Consider the following 24572-nt stretch of genomic DNA (forward strand, 5'->3'; position numbering starts at 1 on the left):
AAAGGGGATCCATCAGAAGGCTCAAAACAAAAAATGCCTGACCAGAGGGCCAGGCATGCAAATCAGCAGGGACAAGAGGTCACGAAATCGTGGTTATATCGACGCTGAGACCCCTGAAGCCGTTCTGAGCCTCCTGACCAGCTATCTGATCAGCCCTAAAAGTTTGCCCACTGGAGTTGGTGAACAGGTCATTGTTGTCGGCTTGAACAACAAGCCCCTTGACTCTGCCAAGGACCTGAATGTTATCGACAGCACCATCTGTTGTCGCGAAGTTGCTGTTCTGCACTTGAGACCTAGCGCCAATAGTGAAGGTCTCACTAATACTTCCTTCCTTTCCTCTTACCCTAAGATTTTGATAGACCCCACTGGTAAGGTTGATGCCAGAATTGATCACCAGGCCCTTGATAGCGCCCTGGGCTGCCGTGGTAACGGTATTTGCATCGCCAATCGCCGTTAATCGTCTCTGGGTCGACGTAGAGAGGCTTGCAAAGTTAGAAGAGGCAAGAGCGCCAGAATCCGCAGGCATGGAACCAGTATGTAATCTCTACAAGTCTACGCCACTCTCCGGCCAGAAAGTCCCAACGCCCCCGTCTATGCGAAAAACGCATAGACCCCTATCCCGGTCGCCAATGAGTCTCCATGCCCCCGTCTATGCGGCAAACGCATAGTCCCTTATCCCAGCTGCAGGCGTCGCCTGCCCATGGCTTGGATTCCTGGTTAGACCGTGCTCGCCGTGCCGAAACAGCCGGCCAGTGGCGCCTCGCCGCCGCGGCCTACGGCCGCGCCGCGCGCATCCAGCCCTTCAATTACCGACTGGCCACCAACCACGGCAACGCCCACTGGTTGGCCGAAGAACCCCTCAAGGCCCTGCCGACCCTGCAAAGGGCCAGGGACCTGGCCCCCGAAGATCCGCTGCCCCTCCGAGGCCTCGGCAACGTATTCCGCGACCTCAATCAACACACAGCCGCCGCCGCGGCCTACAGGAGCGCCTACAGCCTCGATCCAGACCCTCACACCGCCTGGAACCTGAGCCAGGTGCTGATCGGCCTTGAGGCCTATAGCGAGGCCTTTGCCCTCGCCGAGCAGCGCTTCGCCATTCCCAGCTTTGTCTTCCACCGGCCAGGTCCTTGCTGGCAGGGGTGGCCTGACTGCCCCGAGATCACCATCTGGAGTGAACAGGGCCTCGGCGACACCCTGCAGTTCCTGAGGTGGCTGCTGCCCCTGAGCCACCGCGGCTATCGCCTTCACCTGGAGGTAGAGGACTGCCTGGTGAGCCTGCTGCAGGAGGGCCTGCAGTGGCTGCCTGCACCCGTCAAGGTCAGCGCAAAGGCCAATCCTGGGCCCAGCGCAAGCTGCCATGGCTCCCTGATGAGCCTCCCCCATCTGCTCGGGGGTGCGCCCCTGGATCCCCGTGCCTATGGCCATGTCGCCTACCTCCGCTCCCACCGTTGGCAGCGCCGTCGAGGCCGGCGAGCCCAGCCCCAGGTCGGGCTGATCTGGGCCTCCGGGCGCAAGCTGGAACAGCCTTTCATCGCTCGGGAATACCGACGCCGCAGCCTGCCACCGACCGCGCTCCAGGCCCTGCTGGCCGGCCTGGCAGACCGTGGTGCAACCTTGGTGAATCTGCAGTTCGGCCACGACCGGGATCGCGCGGGTCCCTGGCTCGAGCGTTTCAGCGAGACGCTCCCCGCCAGCGCGGACTTCGCCACCACGGCCGCCTTCATGGCCCAGCTGGATCTTGTGATCAGCGTGGACACCGCCGCCGCCCACCTGCTCGGAGCCACAGGCCTGCCCGCCTGGATCCTGCTGCCCTGGAGCGCCGACCCCCGGTTCAATACCGAGGGCGAGCGCTGCCCTTGGTACCCCGATCTCACCCTGCTGCGCCAGCCCCGTCCCGGGGATTGGGGGGGCCTGGTACACCATGTTTTGGAGCGGTTCAGCCGCTGGTGCAGCCAGCCAGCAGGCGGCTGAACAGGGCCAGATAGCGCTCCGCCGCCTGGCGATGGCTGTAGTTCTGGAGCACCGTGGCCCGAGCCGCCTCCCCGAGCCCCCGGCGTCGCTCAGGCTGCAGCAGTAGCTCCAGCAACGCAGCCGCCAGGGCCGCCGGATCGTTGAAATCCACCAGCACACCATTACGGCCATGCTGAATCAGGTCTTCCACCGGGCTGCGCCGGTTGCCCACCACCGGCGCTCCGCAGGCCATCGCCTCCAGCAGACTCCAGGAGAGGGTGTAGGGCGTCGTCAGAGACACGTGGGCCGCACTCACCTGGAGCAACGTCAACAGCTCGCCATAGGCCAGCTTCCCAACCAGGTGCAGTCGAGCTGGGTCGAGGCGATCCCCAACCCGGTCGAGCCACTCGCCGATGTGGCCGCCGGGATGGGCGCTCAGAAGGCCATAACCCATCCCCAGGGCCTCGCCCACAACCACCACCTGCACAGTGGGGTGGGCCTGCAGCAAGGCAGGCAAGGCCTCCAGCAACGTGTGCAGTCCCCGCAAGGGCTCGAGCGTACGGCTGATGAAGGTCACCACCGCATCCCCAGGCCGCAGCACCTGGCCATCGGGCAGCTGGAAGCTGGCCTGGTGGTCAGGTCGCACCTGGTCGAGGTTCACGCCCTCGTGGAGCACCTGCAACAGCGGCTGCACCAGGGCGGGAAACCCCCGCCGCTGTGTTTCCGTCGGCACGATGGCAGCAGAACAATGAGCGAGAGCCGCGAGGGCCAACAGATTCTGGCGATCGCTGCACCGCTGCAACCAGCCTGGGATCGGCCCCAGGCGTGGGTCGTAACCGAAGCCAAGGGCTTCAGCACTGCCATACAACTCCGGGTACACCACCCGAGGTGAGCCTGGCCAGATGGAGGCGAGGTGCAGTGCATCCCCCCAGCCGCTGTGCACCAGCACCAGATCGGGCTGGTAGTCCTTCTCCGCCAGCCCACGACAACAGGCCTCCACCGCCACCGCCCGGGTCAGACAGGTCTCCAGGTCAGGATCCACAACCGCCTGTTCAAGGCCCTGCTCCAGCCCTGGAGTGGGGCAGTGGTAGTAGCGCAGTCCGCCAGACTCCAGCCCTTCGGGCAGGAGCTCGGGCGGGGTCGCGCCAATCCCAACGACCCCGTGGCCGCGAGCCAGAAACTCCGGCAGCAGGTGACGGAATTGCCCTGGGAAAGAATGGTGGATCAGCAGCAGCTGCATCCGCTTTCGTTAGCACCATGGTCCGCACATCCCCACCCTAAACTGCGTACACGCCCATTGGTCTGCCATGTCGCTGCTGAGTCGTCTCCTCGGTCTTGGCCGAACCACGAGCAGCCGCCCCACCAAAGCGGTGGATCTTGTGGAAGCTCCTGTGGAGCGGTTCCCGGCCCCCCGCACGCTCGGCCTCGACCTCACCACCGCAGCCAGCAAGCCCTGGTCGGCCAGCCGTCTCTACGGACTGTTCAAGCAAGCGAACCGGTTCCCCAGCGAATCCAGCCTGCGTGATGCCCGCCACGCCCGCCATTGCCTCTCGCGCTTCTGGCTATCCGCCCCCATCGATGAACTTGAACTGCTGTACGCCAGCACCGTGGGCGAGGCCCAGCGACTTCTGCTCAGCGGGCCCTTGCCCAGCCAGGACCTCACCAACGACGAACAGACCTGGCGTCAGACCCTTCTCGGTCAGTTAACGGGCCGTGCCGACTGCCCCGAGCGGGTCAACCTGATGTTGGCCCTGATGCCCTACTTCGCCCCTGCCACCCTCCGCCTGGCCGAGGCCGCCCAGCGCCTGCCCACCTGGCTGCTCCACGACTACGCCCTGTACTGCGAGCCCGAGCTGGCCGACCAGTTACGCCAACCGGCCGGCCTGCTCGAGCCAGGCTTTCGCACGAGCCTGGTCGCGCCACCACTGGCGACGTCACAGCCCGAGGTGGTCGACACTCCTGGCAGCGGCTTCCGCGACGGTACCTCATTGACCGACCTCGCCCCCCAGCTCTCCGAGCTCCGCGGCGAAGCAAACAATCTGTTCCAAGATGCCGAGTACTACACCCGTATGCAGGGGTTGATCAACCTGCACCGCCTCGACCCCGCAGATGCCGAGGTGATCGCCGAACTGGCCAACCTGCGCCGCCACCTGGGACAGTTCTGGCTGGATGTTCGCCCTGAGCTGCTGGGCTCCCTCTACGAGGGTCCTCTAGGTACCCTCACCCGCCAACTGATCCAGAGTGGCTTTGGCGAGGCCCCCCTCTCCAGCGCCGATCGGAAGCTGCGCAGCCAGCTCGCCCCCTTGGCGGAGGACCTGAGCAAGCCTGGGGCCCACAACATCCTGCTGGCAACCCTGCCATTTTTCCCCCCTGGCGAAGTGAATCTGGCCGGTGGTCAGGAGTACCTGGCCCCCTGGATGCAGCGCCTTCTCGCCGAGCTCAGCGGTGGAATTCCCGCCATATGAGCCAGTAGCCGAGGTAGGCCACCGGTGGCACTGCCAACAACGGCATCAGGGCCAGCCCAGCCAGCGCAGGCATCTGCAGCCTGAGCAACAGCGCCAGGCAGAAGAACAGGTAAGTGAGCATCAATAGCAACAGCTGCACCGGTCTCCGCGAGAGCCAGGCCCAGAGCCGGGCCCTGACCAGCCGGCGCGCCCGTTGGCCCCGTTCAGCCATGGGTAGATGGCGCCACCAGGGGTGGAAGCCGTTGCCATTCCAGCTCACCGCAAACGCTCCAGGGATCGCAGCTTGTCTTCAAAGAAACCGGTGAGCACACTGATGAAGCGACGATCCCGCAACTCCAGATCCGCCTGCAGACTCATGCCGGCCTGAAGCGGCAGGCTTACCTGGCGCACCTGCAGAGTCTGGCGATCCAGATCAAGGGTGGCAGGAAAATAAAGCCCCTTGCTGTCGGTCCCGAGCACTCGGGCCTGTTCCTCGGGGGTGAGGGCATCGGAACCGATCCAGGTCACACGGGCCGGCAGGCGGCCGAAATCCGTAGAGGGGAATGCATCCAGGGAAAGCGAGGCCCGCTGACCCTTGCGCACAAACCCGATAGCAGTGTTGGGCACAAAAACCCTGGCCTGGAGGGCGTCCTGGGGAACAATCTTTAGGATCGGTCGCGTCGCAGGCAGGTTCACCACACTCCCCCGAGCAACGGTGAGGTCAAACACCGTGCCGGCGACCGGAGCCCGTAGCTCGCCGTATTGGATCAGTCGCCGGGCCTCGGCAATCAGGCGATCCTGCTCCGCTACTTGCTTAAGGTTCGTCTCGATCGTGCGCCGTAGCTCCACCTGCGGAGTGGCCTCCGCATTTTCGAGATTGGCACGGGCCCGAGCCAGCTCCTGCTGTTCGGCCTGCAAGTTCGCCTTCGCCTGGCTCAAGGTATTGTTCATATCCAACACCTGCACTTCACTGATCGCGCCCGATTTGGCGAGGCCGCGATAGCGCTGCAACAGATCTGCCGCGGTAGCCACCTGCTCCTCAAGCCCCCGGATCCGCGCCTGGCTCTTGTCGATTTCCTCTGCCGCCGCACGTAGCCGAGTGACCAAAGCGATCTCCTGGCTCCTTAGCTCCTGCCGTTGGTTCGCGGTCAGCCCCCTCCCCGTCCCCTCACCCAGGCTTGCCATGGCGATACGATTTTCGCCCACCAGCCGGCGGCGGATCTCCTCCGAGGCCGCCAACTGGCTGCGCGCCTGGCGCAGATCGAAGCGCACAAGAACCTGGCCGGCCTGCACCCGATCACCCTCCTTCACCTGCACAGCCTCCACAAGCCCCTGGGCCGGAGCCTCCAACTCCCGTGTCCGGGAACCCGGCAGCAATTTGCCCTGTACAGCGATGGTCTGTGGCAGGGGGGCCAGCACTGCCCAAAGCAGCGCAGCCCCGGTGGCTCCAGCCGCTGTCCACACCAGCAGCGATGACCCGGTGCGCTGTTTGCGCAGCAGCACAGGCTGATTGAACTGCCAGTAACGCCCATCGTCGGAGCGGCCCGGCTCCGACGCCGCCGCCCTCGGAGGCTTTAGATGCAGGCTTACAAGGGCTTGGCGGCAAAGCTGACGCAGAGACACAAAGGCCATCAGGACAGGCCCTCCTGATTCTGGCTCTGGAAAAGGGCGTAGTACCAGCCCTGCTGGGCCATCAAGCTGTCGTGGGAGCCCACCTCCATGACTGCCCCACGGTCCATCAGCACGATCATGTCGGCAGGCCTCACCGTGCTCAATCGGTGGGTAATGAAGAACACCGTGCGGCCGCGGAAGGCCTCGAACAGATTGAGGCAAACCTGGCGCTCGGTTCGCGCGTCAAGGGCGCTGGTGGCCTCATCGAGAATGAGCATGCGCGGGTTTTGCAACACAGCCCTGGCCAAGGCGAGACGCTGCCGCTGCCCTCCCGAGAGACCAGCGCCACGTTCACCCACGCTGGAGTTGTAGCCCTGGGGCATCTCCATGATGAAGTCGTGAGCACAGGCAATACGCGTCGCCCTAATGAGATCCTCTGTGCTTGCATCTGGCTTCACAAGGAGCAAGTTTTCCCTGATCGTGCCGTCAAACAACAGGCTGTCCTGGGGCACAACACCAATCTGCCGGCGGAGTGAATACAGCTCCACCTTGTTAATATCAAACCCATCGATCAACACCTTTCCCTGCTCAGGGCGATAGAAGCGGGGCAACAACTTCAGCAGCGTGCTTTTGCCACTGCCGGAGCCCCCCACCATGCCAACGAAGGCCCCTGTCGGTACTTCCAGATTGATCCCATGCAGCACCCGTGGCGCCTGCTCACCGAAGCGGAAAGTAACATCACAAAACTGCACCTCTCCCACCAATGGAGGCATCGGGATATTGCTAGCTTCCTTTTCGGTCTGCTCCGTCTGGCGGTCCACAATGTCGCCGACAAGCTTCAATTGGGCGCTGCTCTGCTTGAACTGCTGCCAGGTCTGCACCAGTCTCACCATCGGACCAGTGATATAGCCGCTGATGATACGAAAGGCAAAAAAGCCGCCAAGAGTGATCTGATTCTGCATCACGAGCCAGATACCAAACCCCACAACAAGCAGCCCATTGAGGTCATTGACAAGGGTTGCCAGGTTGCCGATCATCTCATTGGTAACCCTCAGCTTAAAATCCTCACCAATAAAGCGGGAATAACGGTTCTGAAATTCCCAGCGAGTCTTAAGCTCAGCATTCTGCGACTTAATCGTCTGGATGCCTGTGATCGCCTCGTTTAGGTAGGAGTAGGTACGGATTGCCTGGCCAATTGAACGCTCGATCCCGCGCTCCACCAGCGGATTACTCACGAGGGCAAGCATCAGGATCAGCGGCAGAGTGCTCAGAGTCACCAGGGTGAGCAAAGGGTTGATCGCGAGCAGAATGAAGACATAGAGGATCGAGAAGCTGAAATCGACGATCGTGGTGAGGCTCTGGCCGATCAGGAACTCCCTCAGACGGTCCAGCTGGGTGAAGTAGAAAGTGATCTGACCCACAGGCCGGCTGTCGAAGAAGCTCTGAGGCAGACGCACCAGCTGGTCCAGAATGGTGGCCTTGGTGTCCTGGTCGATCCGGTTGGCCACCCCAGTGAAGATCAGCGATCGCAAGGTGCGCACGAGGGCCGCCACCAGGCCAGCCACCAGCAGAAGAGCCGAGATGCTGATCAGGGCATTCAGGTTCTGGAAACGGGCCACCTGATCCACCAGCACCTGCAATCCAAGCGGTGTGGCCAGAGCCAGCAGGTTCACCACGAGGGAGGCCACCAGAACCTCTACCAGCTCCCGCCGGTGGGGCTTGAGATAGGGCAGAAACCACCCCCAGCTGAAGCGGGCCTCTGAGGTAGCCGGCGTGCGCTCCATCAGCAGAAGTTCCAGGCTGCCCTCAGTCCCGGCCAAGTCCTGGATGGGCACAAGCACAGCGCCCAACTCCGGCTCCAGCAGCCTCGCCCGCCCATCGGGCTCTACCCCATCAAGCAGGGCGATCTGGCCCGCCTGCAGCAACACAGCCGGCGTGGGCACCCGATGCAAGCGATCCACCGGTACCTCCGCGAGCAGAACCCGAAGGCCCAGGGTGCCGATCAACTGGCCCATGTTCACGAGGTTCAGCTGCTGCTGCCGCTGCAGGACCGCCTCCACTTGGTCACGCACCACATCCCGGTTGAATGGAGTGCCGAAATAGCGGGCAATGGCTTCAGTGATCGCCATCGGGACCCCCCGTGGACCACTGGCCACCGCCAGCCTCAAGGCCTGACCCAGCCCTTCGATCCGCTCCGCCATAGGTTCTGGAGAGAGGCTGTAGGCGCCCTCCTGCGGCGGTTGGCATTCGCTGGCCGCGGTAACGCCAGAGCCTGCTGGATGTTCGCCATCTGCAAGCGGGTCAGGCTCGATTCCCCCCGCGGGAGGCCGCAGCCCCACGAGCCGACACCAGCCCCCCGCCTGCGCATGGACGCTGCAGTCAACGGCTGCAAGCTCAGGAGTCCATGCTTGACCCATCAACGGGCCGCTGCTTACAAACCAGACCAAGTCCGAGCCATCGCTCGGGAGAATCGTCGGCGCCACTCCGGGTCCGCTGCACATCAGCTGGGCCTCCTGGAGCGGGCCTGGCCAGGCCTCCCGCAAAGGCAACCAGGCAGGAGTCTGCTCCGCCAGGGCAGCCAACAGTTGATCCAGTTCCGCCGCCGGCAACTGTGAAGCACACCAAGCCGCAAGGGCAGGCTGCTCCAACAGCAAGGCCCCGAAGCGGTCCGCCGGCAGCCATAGGAGCTCTGCCTCTTCGGAGCTCACCCGCACATGCTCACAGGGCCTGGCCAGCAGAAGACTCACCCAGCCCACCAGATCGCCGGGACCATGGCGGTCCAGGGTGCGCAGTCCCTGGCGCGTCGGGTCCGGTCCCAAACTGCGTAGCTGGCCCCGTTGAATCCAGGACACCCCATCCGGCAACTGATCCGGCAGCAGAACCACCTGACCGAGCCGGTAGCGCCGTCGATCCCAGCCGGGTTCTGCCGCCAGCAGATCACCAGGGAAAGGCTTGTTGAGCAGAATCGGCGTCATGGGCAGACACCCTGGCCACTGAGACGGTGGATCGGCAATCCCGGCAGAGGCTCCGCCGCCAACACCTGCCGTACCCGCTCGTCAAACCAACTCTCGAAAAGCTCGCCCAGCAGAGCCTTCCGGCATTCCGCGTCCAGCTGCGCCGGCATCAACCGCTCTAGCCGAAGCACCACCCAGATGTCCTTGACGAAAAACGGAGGCAGCAGCTCCCCGGGGCGAGAGACCCGCAGCCGACTTTCCAGCTCCGGATGGCCAATCGACAGCGACATGGGCCCCACCACCCCGTTCGTGTCGCGTTCAGAGCCCAGGGAGAAGCGGGGAGCCAGGTCGGCGAAATCGGCTTCCCCTTCCCGAATGCGCTGGTAGAGCTCCTCGGCCAGCTCCTCTTCACGCACACGGATAAGGGAATACACCACTTGGTCAAGGTCCCCCTTGCGCTCCAGAAAACGGATCTCCACCTCATCCCCGAAACACTGCTCCTTAAAACGGTCGAGACGGGATGAATGCGTCGCTATTGCCCGCACGTCGGCCAAATCGAGGCGGTTGGCGGCCAACCAAGCCTCGGTGGCCCCGGGGTCACCGGTAAGCCCCTGTGCCGCCAGATAGTCAGCCAGGACTTGCCTCTCCTGGTCAGCGGGCAGGGGGACCGCCTCAAGGATTTCATCAAGCACCAAGGCCTGGGCTATGGCCAAATCCAGACCATGGCGGCGCATCAGCCGCTCCAAGTGGTCCACTGTCAGCAGTGGACGACCTCCAGACAGGGAAACAACAGGACAGGATCCAACTCCGTGAGTGGCCGGTTCGGCCACGACAGAAGACGTGACGAAGTCGACCGTCCCGAGGGAATTGGTGGGTCGTCCTGCTGATAATGAGCCCATCACCACGGCCTCAAGAAGATCACGAAAGGAATCAGAACCCCAAGGGGCGAGACGGATCGGCCAGAACAGCCAGCCGGTCACAACTTAATATAGTGGCTTCAACTCTAGTTTCAACACCATTGTCCATGCCTGCACCGATCCTTTTGCTGGATCCGAATCTACACCTCTTCTTGGTCAGAGGGTGTGGCCGTCCGATTTGGGGCCTGGGGAAGGCGATGATGCCGTCTAGCCACCCCACTTGCCCCCAGTGACCCTGCGCCTCACCAACACCCTCAGCCGCCGCGCCGAGGACTTCCGGCCGCTCAAGCCCGGCCAGGTGAGCATCTACTGCTGCGGCGTCACGGTCTACGACCTCTGCCACCTGGGCCACGCCCGCAGCTACATCGCCTGGGACGTGCTGCGCCGCTACCTGATCTGGAGCGGCTACGCGGTGACGTTCGTGCAGAACTACACCGACATCGACGACAAGATCCTGCGGCGCGCCGCCGAGGAGCACAGCTCGATGGAAGCGGTGAGTGAGCGCAACATCGACGCCTTCAGGGCCGACATGGCGCGGCTGAACATCCTGCCGGCCGACCGCATGCCCAGGGCCACCCAGAGCCTGGACGCGATCCGGGCCCTGATCACCGAGCTGGAGGCACGCGGTGCCGCCTATTCCGCCGATGGCGATGTGTATTTCGCCGTGCTGAAACACGCCGGCTACGGCAAGCTCTCGGGCCGCGATCTGGCCGAGCAACAGCAGAACGCCGACGGCCGCGTCTCCGATGCCGAGGAAGCCCGCAAGCAGCACCCGTTCGACTTCGCCCTCTGGAAGGGCGCCAAGCCGGGCGAACCCAGCTTCCCCTCCCCCTGGGGCGCCGGCCGGCCCGGCTGGCACATCGAGTGCTCGGCCATGGTGCGCGAGGAGCTCGGCGACACCATCGACATTCACCTGGGCGGCGCCGATCTGATCTTTCCCCACCATGAGAACGAGATCGCCCAGTCGGAGGCGGCCACCGGCCAGGAGCTGGCCCGCTACTGGCTGCACAACGGCATGGTGAACGTGGGCGGCCAGAAGATGAGCAAGTCGCTCGGCAACTTCACCACGATCCGCGCCCTGCTGGATTCGGGCATCTCGCCGATGACCCTGCGGCTGTTCACCCTGCAGGCCCACTACCGCAAGCCCCTGGACTTCACCGCCGAGGCCCTGGAGGCCGCCGCCACCGGCTGGAAGGGCCTCAACGCCGCCCTGGGGCTGGCCGGCAGCGAAAAGCCCCCAGGCTCGGGGAGCACCGAACCCACCGATCCCGCGGCCATCACCCCAGCGGCAACGGGCAGCGATCCCGCCGGCCTCCCCAGCGATCTGGCCAAGGCCCGCAGCCGTTTCGTCGCCGCGATGGACGACGACCTCAACACTTCCGCCGCCCTGGCAGTGCTGTTCGAACTGGCCCGCCCCCTGCGGGCCCTGGCCAATCGCCTGGAACGCGGGGATGCGGCGGCCGCAGCCGAAGCCACCGACCCTGCCCTGGCCGCCGGCGGTCGGCTGCTGCAGGAACTGGCCGCGGTACTCGGGCTGCGCCCTGAAGCCCCGGCGTCCGGCACCTCATCCACCGCTGCAGCCGCCGGCGCCGACACCCTCAGCGACGCCGAAATCGAAGCCCAGATCGAAGCCCGCCGCACCGCCAAGGCCGCCCGCGACTTCGCCAGCGCCGACCGCATCCGCGACGCCCTCAAGGCCCGCGGCATCGAACTGATCGACAAGCCCGGCGGCCTCACCGACTGGCTGCGCAGCTGAACAGTCGGTAAGGCATGACCCAAAGCGTCCGCCCAGCGGTGGCCTCCGTCAGGCCAGCGCGAAGCAGTCGTGCGTCTCAGGGCTGCTGCTGATCGCGCATCATCCGCTCGATGCGGCGGATGCGCACAACGGTGGTGCTCCACACGTCCCGTCGAAAGCCCGGCGCGCAGTCCTCCACCAGCTGCTCGATCGGCTCACCGCGCTCGAACGCATCCCAAAGCTCCCGCTCCAGCCGGGCGCGCTCAATGAAATTCCAGCGCTGCACCCAGGCCATCAGACCCGCCACCGGCTGGCGCAGTTGGTGCTGCTCCTGCTGTTGCGGCTCCTGCTGCTCCTGCTCCTGCGCCATGGCCCCTGCCGATCCACTGCCTGAGCCTCAGTGTGCGGCATCAACACCAGTCGCCGCGCCGGCACCGTCCGGCCACCACCAGGCCACAACCGGAGGGAAGGGACGACACCCCGGGAGACAACCCTGAGAGACGGCGGCTGGAGGGAGCAGGGCGCAGGGAGCCGCTAACAGCTCCCGCTCACAGAAGGCAACAGCAGGAGTCCGCATGGGACGGCCACGCGGCCAGCCAAGGCCTCCGCAGACGTCTCCGGAAACGACTCGTCATGGCGAGCCATTTCCGGACACTGCGCTACACCCCCTTCCCCCCCTTCGTCAGCCAGCGGCTATGCCGAGCGCCACCCGCCAAAAAAAGGGGAACACTCCTGGGAGCCCTCAGCCAAGCCGTCCCGTGCCTTTCACCCCTAGCCGGCGTCGGCACCGGGTTCTGCTGCGGCGCTGGAGCCATTCGCTGGCGGTGCGCCTGCCGGCCCGGCTGCTGCGCGAGGCCGGCTTCAGCGAAGACACACCGCTCAGCGCCGAGCTGGACAGCGATGGCAGCCTCCGCCTGCGGGCCGAGGCCAGCTTCGACCGGCTGCGCTTCAGCTGGGATCAGCAGCAGCGTCTCCACCACCTGGCCTGCACGGAACCCAGCTGGCCCCTGCTGCGCCAGCTGCCCGCCGCCGCTGCCCAAACGTCCCCCGCCCAGACCGCAGGCGCCACTCCAGCCGCTGCCGCGACCGCAGAACCCGATCCCTGCCTCGGTGACGGCAGCTGGGAGCCCAGCCCCACCTACGTGGACACCGGCCTGTTGATGCCCCTCATCTGCCGTGAGCCCGGCAGCGAGGACCACCTGCGCTGGTTCGGAATCGAGCAGCGCCTGCTGGTCACCAGTGCCCTGACGCTGCTGGAGGCGAGTGCGGCCCTCGCCCTCAAGGGGCTGGATCCAGCCGACCTGCGGGACTGTCAGCACGCACTCCAGCGCCTGCTCCATGGCGGTGGCCTCAGCCTCTATCAACTCAGCGAAGCCGAGCTCCGGGCCTGGGCCGCCGGGTGGCCTGCACGGCTCGCACCACCAACAGACGCAACCACCATCCCGCCGCTGCACCCCTTGGTGCTGCAGCACCTGGCCACGGCCCTGGCGAGCGGCTGCCGCCGCCTGATCAGTCCGGATCCGGCCCTGCGCCTGGCCGCCAGCCGGGCCGGCCTCCAGGCCCACGCGCCCCTGCTCTGGCCCACGCGGCTGCGGCTGCCGTCGCGCCCGCCGATGGGAGACTGGCCCCCACCTTCGCCGATCCGCCCGTGAAAGCCCTCAGCGTGCTGGGATCCACCGGCTCGATCGGCACCCAGACCCTGGAGCTGGCCGAGGAGTTCCCGGATCGCTTCCGGGTGGTGGCCCTCACGGCCGGCCGCAACCTCGACCTGCTGATCGAGCAGATCCGCCGCCACACCCCCGAGGTGGTGGCCCTGGCCGAGGCCGATCTGGTGGCGGAGCTGCGGGAGCGGCTCAACGGTCTGGAGCCGGCCGCCCGTCCAGCGCGGCTGCCGGAGCTGCTGGGCGGCCCCGATGGGATCTGCGCCGCCGCCGCCTGGCCCACGGCCGATCTGGTGGTCACCGGCATCGTGGGCTGCGCCGGCCTGCTGCCCACCCTGGCCGCCATCCGCGCCGGCAAGGACCTGGCCCTGGCCAACAAGGAAACCCTGATCGCCGCCGGCCCGGTAGTGCTGCCGGAACTTGAGAAGTCGGGCTCACGCCTGCTGCCAGCCGACTCCGAGCACTCCGCCATCTTCCAGTGCCTGCAGGGCACCCCCTACGCCGAAACGGCGCGCCTGAGCACCGGCACCCCCACCCCGGGCCTGCGCCGCATCCAGCTCACCGCCTCCGGCGGCGCCTTCCGCGACTGGCCCGCCGCCGATCTGGCCAAGGCCACCGTGGCCGATGCCACCAGCCATCCCAACTGGAGCATGGGCCGCAAGATCACCGTGGATTCGGCGAGTCTGATGAACAAGGGCCTCGAAGTGATCGAAGCCCACTACCTCTTCGGCCTCGATTTCGACCACATCGAGATCGTGATCCACCCCCAGTCGATCATCCACTCGATGGTGGAACTGGCCGATTCCTCGGTGCTGGCCCAGCTCGGCTGGCCCGACATGAAGTTGCCGATCCTCTACTGCCTCAGCTGGCCCGAGCGCCTGGAAACCCCCTGGCGCCGCCTCGACCTCACCGAGGTGGGCAGCCTCAGCTTCCGCGCCCCCGACCCGGCCAAATACCCCTGCATGGAGCTCGCCTACGCGGCCGGCCGCGCCGGCGGCACGATGCCGGCGGTGATGAACGCCGCCAACGAGCAGGCCGTGGCCCTCTTCCTCGAGGAGCAGATCCACTTCCTCGACATCCCGAAACTGATCGACGTTGTGTGTGATCGCCACAAGGCGGATCTCACCGCCTCCCCCTCCCTGGACGACGTGCTGGCCGTGGACGCCTGGTCGCGCCAGGCGGTGCGTGAGGCTGCAGCCCAGCGCACCGCCAAGGCCCCGGCGGCGCTGCCGGCCTGACCATGGCCGTTGCCCAGTCCCGGATCGCCCACCACCTGCTGCTCTGCGCCACCCCCAGCAAGGCGCTGTGCTGCCCGGATCCCGCCGTCGGGGTGGCCAGCTGGGACACCCTCAAGCGCCTGGTGCGGGAGCTCGCCCTGGAGGATCCGGCCCGCCCCGGGGGAATCGTGCTGCGCACCAAAGCCGACTGCCTGCGGATCTGCGCCGAAGGCCCGGTGCTGCTGATCTGGCCCGAGGGGATCGTCTATGGCGGCGTGGGCCCCGAGCGGATCGAGCGGATCGTGCGGGAGCACGTGATCGGCGGGGTGCCGATCGAGCCGTGGATCCTGCGGCGGATGCCGTTCCAGCCGCACCCCCAGGAGCCCCCCCAGGAGATCAGCCCGGCCTGAGGGGCGCGGCCGGCGCCAGCTGCTCCAGCCAGCGCACGACAACCCGATCGGCCCAGCTGGCCTGGGGCTGATCGCCGGGGGCATGGAAGCCGTTGTGGCCCCCGCCAGGGCTCAGCAGCACCCGCGGCAGCGCGCGATCACCCCAGGCCTGGGCCAGCTGGCGGGCGGGGGCCGCCGGCACCCAGGGGTCGTCGCTGGCGTGCACCAGCAGCGTTGGGGGCAGCAGCTCGGGGCCGGGGCCGGCCAGCAGCCGGTGCAGGGGGCTGGCCGCCGCGTAGTAATGATCCACGGAGCGGTAGCCCCAGCGCGGCGCGGTGATGGCGGCATCGAAGGCGCGGATGGTGCGGATCGCGCCGCCGGGCCCGTCACCCAGCAGGGCCTGCCGCTCGGCCGCAGTGATCCCGAAGGGATCGGCCAGGGTCTGCACCCGCAGGCGCCCCAGCAGCCAGCGCTGGTACAGGCCATTGCGGGGGCGCTCGATCTGCCAGGCGCAGCGCTCCAGATCCAGGGGACTGCTGACGCAGACCAGGCCATCGAGCGGCGGCGACGCGCCCCCATCCAGGCAGGCATTGAGCAGAATCGTGCCCCCCAGCGACAGTCCGGCCCCGAACAGGGGCCGCCCCCCCGCCAGCTCGCGGGCCCGCCGCAGCACCGGCCCGATGTCACGGCTGCAGGCGGCCGCATAGGTGCCCGGCGCCAGCGGGCGACCCCGGCCGGCGCCCCGCAGGTTGAGCCGGAGCACCGCGAACCCCTGGCGCTGCAGGGCCAGGCCCTGCCGCCGCACCCCCAGCCCCTCGCTGCCGCCCCCCAGGCCATGCAGCAGCACCACCAAACCGCGCGGCGGGCCCGGAGACGCGACCGCGCCATCCGGGGTCGCCGCCAGCGGCGGATCCAGCAGCGCCAACAGCTGAGGCGCGCCGGCTCTGACGGTTGAACCGCCGGATGCAGCGGCGCCAGGGTCGCCGGATGCGGCGGGCCCGGGCAGGTTGATCAGCACCGGCTCGCCCCGTTCCGGCGGCAGGGCCAGCGGGTGCAGGGTGTCCCGCAGGGTCTGCAGGTCGGGGCCCCACCAGGGGGCCCGGGGCCGGAAGGGATCCAGGCCCAGCTGGCTCAGCAGGGGGGCTCCCACGGGCGGCAGCGGCGATGACTCCCCGCCAGCCTGCCGTGCCTCAGCCCGCCGCCACGGCCACCTTGCCCACCCCCAGGCTGCGCAGTTCGGACGTGAGCTGCTGCAGCACCGCCTTGGCGTCGCCGAACACCATCGAGGTCTGGGGCAGCTCGAACAGGCCGTTGCGCACGCCGGAGTAGCCGGCCCCGAGGCTGCGCTTGACCACGAACACCGAGCGGGCCTGGTCCACCTCCAGCACGGGCATGCCGTAGAGGGGGCTGGAGGGGTCGTTCTTGGCCTGGGGATTCACCACGTCGTTGGCCCCCAGCACGATCACCACATCGGTGCGCGGGAAGTCGGGGTTGATCGTCTCCATCTCGATCAGCTGCTCGTAGGGCACATCGGCCTCGGCCAGCAGCACGTTCATGTGGCCGGGCATGCGGCCCGCCACCGGGTGGATGGCATAGGCGACCTCGATGCCGGCGCTCTCCAGCAGCCGGGCCAGCTCCTTGAGGCTGTGCTGGGCCTGGGCCACCGCCAGGCCGTAGCCAGGCACGAACACCACCCGCTCGGCGGCCTCCAGGGCCAGGGCGCACTCCTCGGCGGAACAGGAGGTGATGCGGCTGTAGCCGGGGTCCTCACCGGCCTCGCCGCCGCCCGCGGGGGCCGCGGCGGCGCCCAGGGCCCCGCCGAACAGCACCGAGGTGAGCGAGCGGTTCATGGCCGTGCACATCACCTGGGTGAGGATCAGGCCGGCGGCCCCCACCATGGCGCCCGCCACCACCAGCAGCTGGCTGCCCACCACGAAGCCGGCCGCAGCGGCGGCCACGCCCGAATAGGAGTTGAGCAGCGAGATCACCACCGGCATGTCGGCGCCGCCGATCGGCAGGGTGAGGCCGATGCCCAGCAGCAGCGAGGCGGCCGTGAGCACCGCCAGGGCCGGGGCCGGAGCCAGCAGTCCCAGGGGCATGGCCGCGCCGGCGGCCAGGGCCAGCAGGGCCAGGCCGATGTTCACGGCATGGCGCTGGGGCTTCAGCATCCAGGCCGGGGTGGCCAGCCACTCCTGCAGCTTGGCCATCGCCACCAGCGAGCCGGAGAAGGTCACGCCGCCCACCAGCACCGAGGCGAGCACCGAGATCTCACCCAGCCGGTCGAGGCCGGCGGGCAGGGCTGCGGCCCCCAGGGCCACCAGCAGCGAGGCCATGCCGCCGCAGCCGTTGAACAGGGCCACCACCTCCGGCATCGAAGTCATCGGCACCCGGTAGGCCACCAGGGTGCCGAGGCCGCCACCGACCAGCAGGCCCAGCAGCATCCAGGGCCAGCCCACCAGCCCCTGCTCCAGCAGCAGGCCGGCCACCGCCACGGCGATGGCCACGGCCGCCAGGCCATTGGCACTGCGGGCAGTGCGCACCTTCGAGAGGCCCTTGAGGCCCAGGGCCAGCAGCAGCACGGCCCCCAGGTCCAGCGCCAGGTGGGCCGTGGGCAGGGGGAGGCTGGGCAGGGTGGCGGTGGGCACGGAAACGGTCAGAAGGGAAGAGGTCAGCGGGGAAACCTTCAGCAGGGAGGCCGTGGACAGGGAGAGGCCGGGCACCAGGGCGCCGACCCAGGGGGCGATCAGGGCGACCATCAGCTGGCCCTCCGGCGGAACATCGCCAGCATCCGATCGGTCACGAGGAACCCACCCACCACGTTGAACAGGGCGAAGCCCAGGGCCACGGCGCCCACCAGGCGCAGGCCTGGGGAAGCGGCCTGGCCGATCAGGGCCAGGGCCGCCAGCAGGGTGATGCCGCTGATCGCGTTGGCCCCCGACATCAGGGGGGTGTGCAGGGTGGGCGGCACCTTGCCGATCAGTTCGAAGCCCAGCAGGCTGCCGAGCAGGAGCACCCAGAGGGCCTCCGAGAGCGAGCCGTTCATGCCGCCACCTCCTGGCCGGACCGGGCGGGGCGCAGGTCGTCGCGACGGCAGACGCCGGCGTGGCTGAGCAGGCAGGGATCGAGCAGCGGATCCTCCGGGTCGAGGCGCAGCTCGCCCTCCTGGATCAGGACCTCCAGCAGGGCCGCCAGGTTGCGCGCATAGAGGGCGCTGGCGTGCTGGGGCAGGGAGGCCGGCAGGTTGCCGGCGCCGATCACCGTCACGCCATCCACGTCCACCGTGGCGTCGCTGCGGCTGCCGGCGCAGTTGCCGCCCTGGCCCACCGCCAGATCCACCACCACGGCACCGGGGCGCAGCAGGCCGAGCATCTCGCGGGTGATCAGCAGCGGTGCCGGCCGTCCAGGCACCTGGGCGGTGGTGATCACCACATCCGCCTCGGCCAGATGGGGCGCCAGCAGCTGGCGCTGGGCCTCCAGGAACACGGCCCCGGCCTCGCGGGCGTAGCCGCCCACCTCGCCGGGGGACTCCTCCAGCCGCGGCGGCTCGATGAAGCGCGCCCCCAGCGACTCCACCTGCTCCCGGGCCGCCGGCCGCACGTCGCTCACCTTGACCAGGGCGCCGAGGCGCCGGGCCGTGGCCACCGCCTGCAGCCCCGCCACACCGGCGCCGAGCACCACCACCCGGGCGGGCTGCACGGTGCCGGCGGCGGTCATCAGCATCGGGAAGAAGCGATCGAGCGCCGCCGCCGCCAGCAGCACCGCCTTGTAGCCGGCGATGTTGGCCTGGGAGGAGAGCACGTCCATGGCCTGGGCGCGGCTGATGCGCGGCAGCAGCTCCAGGGCCACGGCCGAGAGGCGCTGGCGCTCCAGCCTCTCGATCAGGCTGTGGTCGCCGTGGGGATTGAGCAGGCCCAGCAGCAGGGCCTCGGGGCGCAGGGCCTCCAGGCCAGCGGCGGCGGCCTCAGCACCAGGGGCGCCGGGGGTCTGCACCGCCAGCACCACATCGGCCTCGGCCCAGCGCTCCGCAGCCTCCGGGCCCTCGCCGTGGAACAGCTCGGCGCCGGCCTCGGCATAGGCCTCGTCCGCATAGCCGGAGCGCAGGCCCGCCTGCCGCTCCAGCCACACGGAACAGCCCCGTCCCCGCAGCCGCTTCACCGTTTCCGGGGTGGCGGCCACCCGGGTCTCCCCGGGCTGGCGCTCCCGGGGTACCAACACTCGAATCAAGACAGAGCCCTACCAGGGACGGTTCTCCATTCATCGGCCGCCGCGCCGGCGACGGCAACGGTCGCCGGGGCTTTGTGCGCAGTCCGGCACAGAGGGTCCGGGGGGCCGCCGTGCCCACTTGCCAGCCCGCCCCGGACGTGGCTACCGCGGAGGCTGAATCTGCTCCGGCTTTTCCATGGCTCTCTCGGCGGTCGAGTGCCCCAACGGCGTCTGTCACAGCCACCACGGCGGCCATGCCGTGGACCGCCACACCCTGCGGGACCAGCTGCACGCCCACGGCGAGGGCTGGTGCGAGCGGGTGGCCGAGCGGGTCTACGAGATCTCGGTCGACAGCTTCTGCCAGACCGTGATGCCCAACCTGCACCAGGAGGGCTGGCAGCGCCGTCACCTCGACTGGGAGTTCAAGCTCGACCGCGAACCGGCCGAGGCCGAGCGCACGGTGGTGGATGGCGCCATCAACGCCATGGAGAGCTTCCTGCGCAGCACCGAGGTGCAGCGGCTGTTCGTGAAGGAGCTGGTGCAGGGCACCCTGGCCGAGGCCGACCAGAGCGGCCTGCGCAGCCGGGCCGTGCGCCAGCTGATCGAGCAGGAGCTGCTGACCCATCTGCAGGAGCGGCGGGGAGAGCTGCTCGAGCGCCTGGCCGGCCAGCTGCTGGAGGAGGCCGGCGGCGATGGCGCCCGGGCCCAGCGGGCTGCGGCCGAGGGCCTCGAGGAGGTGCAACACCTGCTGGTGAACCACGCCGAGGCGCTCAGCTGAGGGTCGCCAGCAAGGCCGCCAGGGTGGGGGTGGCCGGCGTTTCGGCGTCGGCCGCGCTGGTGATCTCCACGATCCGGCCAATGCTGGCGGGCGCCGCCAGGGCCTCCAGGCACACCCGTGCCACCAGGCGTCGGGGGATGCTGCCCTCCCGCTGGCTGTCGGCTGGGCCGTAGCGCACCACCTGGGCCGCCACGTCGTCCTCCTGCTCCCGCAGGCCGCCGGGGCGCACCACCGTCCAGTCGAGGCCGCTCTGCTCCAGCCAGCGCTCCCCCAGCCGCTTCCACACCAGGATCAGGCCGAACAGGTTGAGGGGATGCAGCCAGGCGCCGGCCAGCAGGGAGCTCACCAGCACCACCCGCCGCAGGCCCACCGCCTGGCAGGCCGCGATCTGGGAGCGCACCCCGAAGGCGTCCACCTTCAGGGGGGCGGCCAGATCCACCGAGGGCCGCGCACCGGTGGCGATCACCAGGGCATCGCAGCCCCGCAGGGCCGTCTCCAGGGCGCCGCGATCGCCCAGGTCCAGCCGCACCAGCTCGGCGCCGGCCAGCCCCTCGGGCACGGCGGAACCGGGGCGCACGATCGCGCGCACGGTATGGCCCTGGGCCAGGGCCTCCTGAACCACGCGCCAGCCGGTCTTGCCGGAGGCGCCGCTCACCGCCAGACGCATTCAGAACAGGGGCAGAAGCTCCTGTTCTAGGCAGAGGGCCTGGAGGGCGGCCCCCTGGCGCCGAAGCAGCCGGGCCCGCAGAATCATCGGGTCGATGTCGCACTCGAGGGCCAGGGCGCGCTCAAGCAGCAGGCGGGGCCCATCGGGGGGACGGGCCGAAGGGGAACGCGCATCCATGGGCTGGCAGGCAGGACGGGCTGGGCGGCAGGACGGACCTGGAAGGCGGAACGAAGCGGGGAATTGAGGGGGCCGGCGGACGAGACCGACGGCGGGGGCTGGCCGGAAGCTAGGGACGCCAGAACCCGGGCGAATAAGTAGAAACACCCATCTTTTAGCCCGTCAGGCCGCCGCCAGCCTGGGCAGCGCCAGCACAATGGCGGCCATGGCAGCACCGTCCTTCGATCTGGGGCCCCGACCGGGCGGATCCGGCGGTCGCGGCGGCAGTGGCGACGCGGGCCGTGGCGGCGCCACGATCCGACCGCGCCAGTGGCAGAGCCAGCTGATCCAGCTGCTGCGCCGCCGGCTGGAGATCGCGGCTCCCGGTGCCCAGCCAGGCCCCTGCAGCGGCCCCCAGGGCCCCGGCCAGGACGTGTTGATCCACGCTGGCCCCGGCGCCGGCAAGACCCTCGGAGCCCTGCTGGGCTTCCAGCGCCTGCACGCCGAAGGCCGCCTGCAGCACTTCGTGGTGTTCTGCCACCGCAGCTCGATCGCCGGCCAGTGGCGCGGGGCGGCCGCCCGCCTCGGCCTCACGCTGGCCGAATGGGATCCGGAACGCAGCACCGGCGCCGGCGGCGGCCCCTGGCCGGACGGCAGCCATGGGCTGCTGCTCACCTACCAGGGGGCCGGCCGCAACCTGGAGCCGCTGGAGCAGCAGCTGGCGGCGGCCGGAGCCGCGGACTGGCTGGCCATCGCCGATGAGGTCCACCACCTGGGGGTGGATCCCGAGGAACCGGAGGCCACCGCCTGGGGCCATGCCTTCTCGCGCCTGAGCGCCTCGGCGCGCCTGCGGCTGGGGCTCACGGGCACCCCCTTCCGGGCCGACAACCTCGGCTTCTGCGCCGCCCGCCGGGTGCAGGTGTTCGACGAGGGCGTCTGGGTGGAGCAGATCGCCCCGGACCTGAGCGTGGAACCGCGCCAGCTGATCGCCGCCGGCGACGTGCGCCCCCTGGAGTTCCGCTTCCAGGACGGCTGGGTGGACCACGGCCGCCAGGGCCAGGCCTGCGAGGACGGGAGCGGCGACGGGCCTGGCGCCGCGGTGGCCGTGGGCGACACGGAGCGCTCGCCCCTGTCCCTGGAGCAGCGCGAGAGCTGGCGGGCCCGCAACCTGCGCCGCGCCATCCGCCTGGGGGACTCCAGCACCATTGCCCTGCGGCTGCTGCTCAACGCCCGCCGGCGCCTGGAGACGGTGCGGCGCCAGCACCCCGAGGCCGGCGGCCTGGTGATCGCCCGCGACATCGCCCACGCCCGCCGCATCACCGGCCTGCTGGAGGAGGAGGGCGACCGGGTGCACCTGGTGCACTCCCAGGACCCGGACGCCCAGGCGCGACTGGCGGCCTTCCAGGCGGGTGAGGCCGACTGGCTGGTGAGCATCGACATGTGCGCCGAGGGCTTCGATGCCGCGCGGCTGCGGGTGGTGGCCTACCTCACCACCGTCGTGACCCGCACCCGCTTCGTGCAGGCCATCACCCGGGCGGTGCGCATGGACGACAGCCGCTCGGCCCTGGAGGCCGTGCCCCGCCACCCCTCCTACGTGTTCGCGCCGGCGGATCCGCTGCTGATGCAGTACGCCCGCAGCTGGTCCCTGAGTGAGCCCTACCTGATCCGGCCCAAGGCCGCCGCCGTGCCGCCCGAGCCGGCGGCGGGCGGCCGGGCCCCGACTCTGCCCCTGCAGGCCGTGGAGGATGGCGCCGGCGACGTGATCCGCGTCAAGGGACCCGAGCTGCCGAAGTTCCTGTCACGCCCCTGATACCGGCAGATGAGGTAGTGCGACGCGGTAGTCGCATTGAGATACGCAATTCGCTACCCCACGAACTACCTCAACCGGGGCACCAGAACAGGGCGAACGTGTTGGCGCTGGCCCGACTTTGCAGCAGTCACTACATCGCCTGGCGGAAAAAAGTGCGACGTTCTGCGAATTCACACCACAGGCGGGCACCCTGCCCAGCAACGTGGTTCCACCCACCGGTCAACGGGGATGCATCCGATGAAAGGCTCGATCCAGCGCCGACTGACCGTCGCCATCAACTGGTCCGCCGCCCGGATCGCCAGCCTTGATTCCCGTGAGTCCTACGAGGACAGCTATGCCCTCACCGAGGAATTCCGAGAATGGATTCTGTGTATTGAAGAACACCCTAGCCTGATGGCGGAGCACGTGCTGATGGTGCCCGGCCCGGAACAGCTTCAGGCCCTGCTGGAGCTGCGCCGCCAGGGCGCCGGGCACGACGGCGACGGCCTGCTGGAGATCTGAGCCAACGGCGACCAGCCGGCACGGCCGACCCCACGGAGTCCCGAGCGAACGCCCCACGGCGACCCACCCTCCCCTCTACACTCAAGGCGAAGTGAGTCCGCCTTAGCCATGGTGTCCGAGGCCAGCACCGCCCAGGGGTCCGCCACTGCGGGGTCCGCGGATCCGGGGTCCATTGAAAATCTGGTGATCGTGGGCTCCGGCCCCGCGGGGTACACCGCCGCCATCTACGCCGCCCGCGCCAACCTCAGCCCGGTGGTGATCACGGGCTTCCAGGCCGGCGGCATCCCCGGTGGCCAGCTGATGACCACCACCCACGTGGAGAACTTCCCCGGCTTCCCCGACGGGATCATGGGGCCCGATCTGATGGATCGGATCAAGGCCCAGGCCGTGCGCTGGGGCAGCCGGCTGATTGAGGCCGACGCCGACGCCATCGACCTCAGCCAGCGCCCCTACCGCATCACCACCGAGGGCCGGGTGATCCAGGCCCACGCCGTGATCCTGGCCACCGGCGCCAGCGCCAACCGCCTCGGCCTGCCCAGTGAGGCGGCCTTCTGGAGCAAGGGCATCAGCGCCTGTGCCATCTGCGACGGTGCCACCCCCCAGTTCCGCAACGCCGAGCTGGCCGTGGTGGGCGGCGGTGACTCCGCCTGCGAGGAGGCCGTGTACCTCACCAAATACGGCAGCCGCGTGCACCTGATCGTGCGCCGCCACGAGCTGCGGGCCAGCAAGGCCATGGCCGACCGGGTGCTGGCCAACCCCGCCATCACGGTGCACTGGAACCGCCAGATCGGCGATGTGGCCGGCAGCGCCGACTGGATGGAGCGCCTGCAGCTCCAGGAGGCCGGCAGCGGCGCCCCCGCCGAGGAGCTGGCGGTGAAGGGCCTCTTCTACGCCATCGGCCACACGCCCAACACCCAGCTGGTGCGCGGCCAGCTGGAGCTCGATGCCAACGGCTACCTGGTGACCCGGCCCGGCCGCCCGGAAACCAGCGCCGAGGGCGTGTTCGCCGCCGGCGATGTGGCCGACGCCGAATGGCGCCAGGGCATCACCGCCGCCGGCAGCGGCTGCCAGGCGGCCCTGGCGGCCGAGCGCTGGCTCACCCACCACGACCTGGCCGTGACCGTGAGCCACAACCCGGTGGATCCCGAACCGGCCGGCGAACCCACGCGCACCGCCGAGAGCGACGCCAGCAACTACGACCCCAACGCCCAGTGGCAGAGGGGTGGCTACGCCCTGCGCAAGCTCTACCACGACAGCAACAAGCCCCTGCTGGTGGTCTACACCTCACCCACCTGCGGGCCCTGCCACGTGCTCAAGCCCCAGCTCAAGCGGGTGCTGGATGAACTCGGTGGCGCCGCCCAGGGCGTGGAGATCGACATCGAAGCCGACCAGGAGATCGCCGCCCAGGCCGGCGTCACCGGCACGCCCACCGTGCAGCTGTTCTTCCAGAAGGAACTCAAACAGCAGTTCCGGGGCGTCAAGCAGCGCAGCGAGTTCAAGGCCGCGATCGAAGGCCTGCTGGCCGCGCCGGTGGGCTGAGGCTGGAGCGGGGGCCCCACTGGAACGGGGGCCCCGCCCT

The 24572-nt window shown here is 68.7% G+C and carries 23 protein-coding genes; 10 read left to right on the forward strand and 13 right to left on the reverse strand.

Features of this window, described 5'->3' with window-relative positions:
* Positions 1-79: 79 nt before the first annotated feature.
* Positions 80-526: a hypothetical protein gene (locus ACLV7J_RS14460; RefSeq protein ID WP_411869769.1), complete on the reverse strand. Its 447-nt coding sequence runs from the start codon at positions 524-526 to the stop codon at positions 80-82.
* Positions 527-705: 179 nt separating this feature from the next.
* Between ACLV7J_RS14460 and ACLV7J_RS14465 the strand changes: the two genes are divergently transcribed.
* Positions 706-1971 carry a hypothetical protein gene (locus ACLV7J_RS14465; RefSeq protein WP_411869770.1) on the forward strand — a complete coding sequence of 422 codons (1266 nt, stop codon included), beginning with the start codon at positions 706-708 and terminating at the stop codon, positions 1969-1971.
* Here the strand turns inward: ACLV7J_RS14465 and ACLV7J_RS14470 are convergent.
* Positions 1937-2992 (reverse strand): glycosyltransferase, encoded by a 1056-nt coding sequence (locus ACLV7J_RS14470; RefSeq protein WP_411869771.1) that lies wholly within the window; start codon positions 2990-2992, stop codon positions 1937-1939. The two genes, ACLV7J_RS14465 and ACLV7J_RS14470, sit on opposite strands and share 35 nt — an antisense overlap.
* A gap of 265 nt (positions 2993-3257) precedes the next feature.
* Here ACLV7J_RS14470 and ACLV7J_RS14475 point away from each other — a divergent pair, with 265 nt between their 5' ends.
* On the forward strand, positions 3258-4415 hold the full coding sequence (locus ACLV7J_RS14475; protein ID WP_411869772.1) for a hypothetical protein: 1158 nt from the start codon (positions 3258-3260) through the stop codon (positions 4413-4415).
* Here the strand turns inward: ACLV7J_RS14475 and ACLV7J_RS14480 are convergent.
* The 4 genes from ACLV7J_RS14480 to ACLV7J_RS14495 form a co-directional block, all read right to left on the reverse strand.
* Positions 4390-4626 (reverse strand): hypothetical protein, encoded by a 237-nt coding sequence (locus tag ACLV7J_RS14480; RefSeq protein WP_411869773.1) that lies wholly within the window; start codon positions 4624-4626, stop codon positions 4390-4392. The genes ACLV7J_RS14475 and ACLV7J_RS14480 overlap by 26 nt on opposite strands.
* 44 nt (positions 4627-4670) lie before the next feature.
* Entirely contained in the window at positions 4671-5897 is a 1227-nt protein-coding gene (locus tag ACLV7J_RS14485; protein WP_411869774.1) for an HlyD family secretion protein, read from the reverse strand.
* A 128-nt stretch (positions 5898-6025) separates the two neighbouring features.
* Entirely contained in the window at positions 6026-8980 is a 2955-nt protein-coding gene (locus tag ACLV7J_RS14490) for a peptidase domain-containing ABC transporter (RefSeq protein ID WP_411869775.1), read from the reverse strand.
* Positions 8977-9939 carry a peptidylprolyl isomerase gene (locus ACLV7J_RS14495; RefSeq protein WP_411869776.1) on the reverse strand — a complete coding sequence of 321 codons (963 nt, stop codon included), beginning with the start codon at positions 9937-9939 and terminating at the stop codon, positions 8977-8979. Before ACLV7J_RS14495 ends, ACLV7J_RS14490 begins: the two co-directional genes overlap by 4 nt.
* A 166-nt stretch (positions 9940-10105) precedes the next feature.
* Here ACLV7J_RS14495 and cysS point away from each other — a divergent pair, with 166 nt between their 5' ends.
* On the forward strand, positions 10106-11632 hold the full coding sequence (gene cysS, locus ACLV7J_RS14500; protein ID WP_411869794.1) for a cysteine--tRNA ligase: 1527 nt from the start codon (positions 10106-10108) through the stop codon (positions 11630-11632).
* Between the two features lie 76 nt (positions 11633-11708).
* On the opposite strand, the gene ACLV7J_RS14505 is transcribed toward cysS, so the two are convergent.
* A complete protein-coding gene (locus tag ACLV7J_RS14505; protein ID WP_411869795.1) occupies positions 11709-11906 on the reverse strand; it encodes a hypothetical protein in 198 nt (65 codons plus the stop codon).
* A gap of 463 nt (positions 11907-12369) precedes the next feature.
* Here ACLV7J_RS14505 and ACLV7J_RS14510 point away from each other — a divergent pair, with 463 nt between their 5' ends.
* Genes ACLV7J_RS14510 through ACLV7J_RS14520 form a run of 3 tightly spaced genes read left to right on the forward strand, consistent with a single transcriptional unit; the run spans position 12370 to position 14899 of the window.
* A complete protein-coding gene (locus tag ACLV7J_RS14510; protein WP_411869777.1) occupies positions 12370-13263 on the forward strand; it encodes an AbrB/MazE/SpoVT family DNA-binding domain-containing protein in 894 nt (297 codons plus the stop codon).
* Positions 13260-14510 carry a 1-deoxy-D-xylulose-5-phosphate reductoisomerase gene (locus tag ACLV7J_RS14515; RefSeq protein WP_411869778.1) on the forward strand — a complete coding sequence of 417 codons (1251 nt, stop codon included), beginning with the start codon at positions 13260-13262 and terminating at the stop codon, positions 14508-14510. The genes ACLV7J_RS14510 and ACLV7J_RS14515 overlap by 4 nt, the downstream gene beginning before the upstream one ends.
* Positions 14511-14512: 2 nt before the next feature.
* Positions 14513-14899: a (2Fe-2S) ferredoxin domain-containing protein gene (locus ACLV7J_RS14520; protein WP_411869779.1), complete on the forward strand. Its 387-nt coding sequence runs from the start codon at positions 14513-14515 to the stop codon at positions 14897-14899.
* Here the strand turns inward: ACLV7J_RS14520 and ACLV7J_RS14525 are convergent.
* Genes ACLV7J_RS14525 through ACLV7J_RS14540 form a run of 4 tightly spaced genes read right to left on the reverse strand, consistent with a single transcriptional unit; the run spans position 14886 to position 19102 of the window.
* Positions 14886-16028 carry a YheT family hydrolase gene (locus tag ACLV7J_RS14525; RefSeq protein WP_411869780.1) on the reverse strand — a complete coding sequence of 381 codons (1143 nt, stop codon included), beginning with the start codon at positions 16026-16028 and terminating at the stop codon, positions 14886-14888. The two genes, ACLV7J_RS14520 and ACLV7J_RS14525, sit on opposite strands and share 14 nt — an antisense overlap.
* A 40-nt stretch (positions 16029-16068) precedes the next feature.
* Positions 16069-17634, reverse strand: a complete 1566-nt coding sequence (locus ACLV7J_RS14530) for an NAD(P)(+) transhydrogenase (Re/Si-specific) subunit beta (RefSeq protein ID WP_411869781.1) — start codon at positions 17632-17634, stop codon at positions 16069-16071.
* A complete protein-coding gene (locus ACLV7J_RS14535; protein WP_255128169.1) occupies positions 17634-17921 on the reverse strand; it encodes an NAD(P) transhydrogenase subunit alpha in 288 nt (95 codons plus the stop codon). Before ACLV7J_RS14535 ends, ACLV7J_RS14530 begins: the two co-directional genes overlap by 1 nt.
* Positions 17918-19102, reverse strand: a complete 1185-nt coding sequence (locus tag ACLV7J_RS14540) for an NAD(P) transhydrogenase subunit alpha (RefSeq protein WP_411869782.1) — start codon at positions 19100-19102, stop codon at positions 17918-17920. Before ACLV7J_RS14540 ends, ACLV7J_RS14535 begins: the two co-directional genes overlap by 4 nt.
* Before the next feature lie 175 nt (positions 19103-19277).
* On the opposite strand from ACLV7J_RS14540, the gene ACLV7J_RS14545 reads away from it, so the two are divergent.
* Positions 19278-19859 carry an EF-1 guanine nucleotide exchange domain-containing protein gene (locus ACLV7J_RS14545; protein ID WP_411869783.1) on the forward strand — a complete coding sequence of 194 codons (582 nt, stop codon included), beginning with the start codon at positions 19278-19280 and terminating at the stop codon, positions 19857-19859.
* Here the strand turns inward: ACLV7J_RS14545 and ACLV7J_RS14550 are convergent.
* Together ACLV7J_RS14550 and ACLV7J_RS14555 are read right to left on the reverse strand one after the other, a co-directional pair.
* The gene (locus ACLV7J_RS14550; protein ID WP_411869784.1) at positions 19852-20526 is read right to left on the reverse strand and encodes an SDR family oxidoreductase; all 675 of its coding nucleotides are present in this window, start codon (positions 20524-20526) and stop codon (positions 19852-19854) included. The genes ACLV7J_RS14545 and ACLV7J_RS14550 overlap by 8 nt on opposite strands.
* A complete protein-coding gene (locus tag ACLV7J_RS14555; RefSeq protein ID WP_411869785.1) occupies positions 20527-20703 on the reverse strand; it encodes a hypothetical protein in 177 nt (58 codons plus the stop codon).
* Positions 20704-20908: 205 nt separating this feature from the next.
* Between ACLV7J_RS14555 and ACLV7J_RS14560 the strand changes: the two genes are divergently transcribed.
* The 3 genes from ACLV7J_RS14560 to trxB all read left to right on the forward strand — a co-directional run bounded on the left by ACLV7J_RS14560 (position 20909) and on the right by trxB (position 24532).
* Positions 20909-22492, forward strand: a complete 1584-nt coding sequence (locus ACLV7J_RS14560) for a DEAD/DEAH box helicase (RefSeq protein WP_411869786.1) — start codon at positions 20909-20911, stop codon at positions 22490-22492.
* A 237-nt stretch (positions 22493-22729) separates the two neighbouring features.
* Positions 22730-22993 (forward strand): hypothetical protein, encoded by a 264-nt coding sequence (locus ACLV7J_RS14565; RefSeq protein WP_411869787.1) that lies wholly within the window; start codon positions 22730-22732, stop codon positions 22991-22993.
* Between the two features lie 108 nt (positions 22994-23101).
* Positions 23102-24532 carry a thioredoxin-disulfide reductase gene (gene trxB, locus ACLV7J_RS14570; protein WP_411869788.1) on the forward strand — a complete coding sequence of 477 codons (1431 nt, stop codon included), beginning with the start codon at positions 23102-23104 and terminating at the stop codon, positions 24530-24532.
* Positions 24533-24572 lie beyond the last annotated feature (40 nt).

Source organism: Vulcanococcus limneticus LL, assembly GCF_943369875.1.
Classification (GTDB): domain Bacteria; phylum Cyanobacteriota; class Cyanobacteriia; order PCC-6307; family Cyanobiaceae; genus Vulcanococcus; species Vulcanococcus limneticus_A.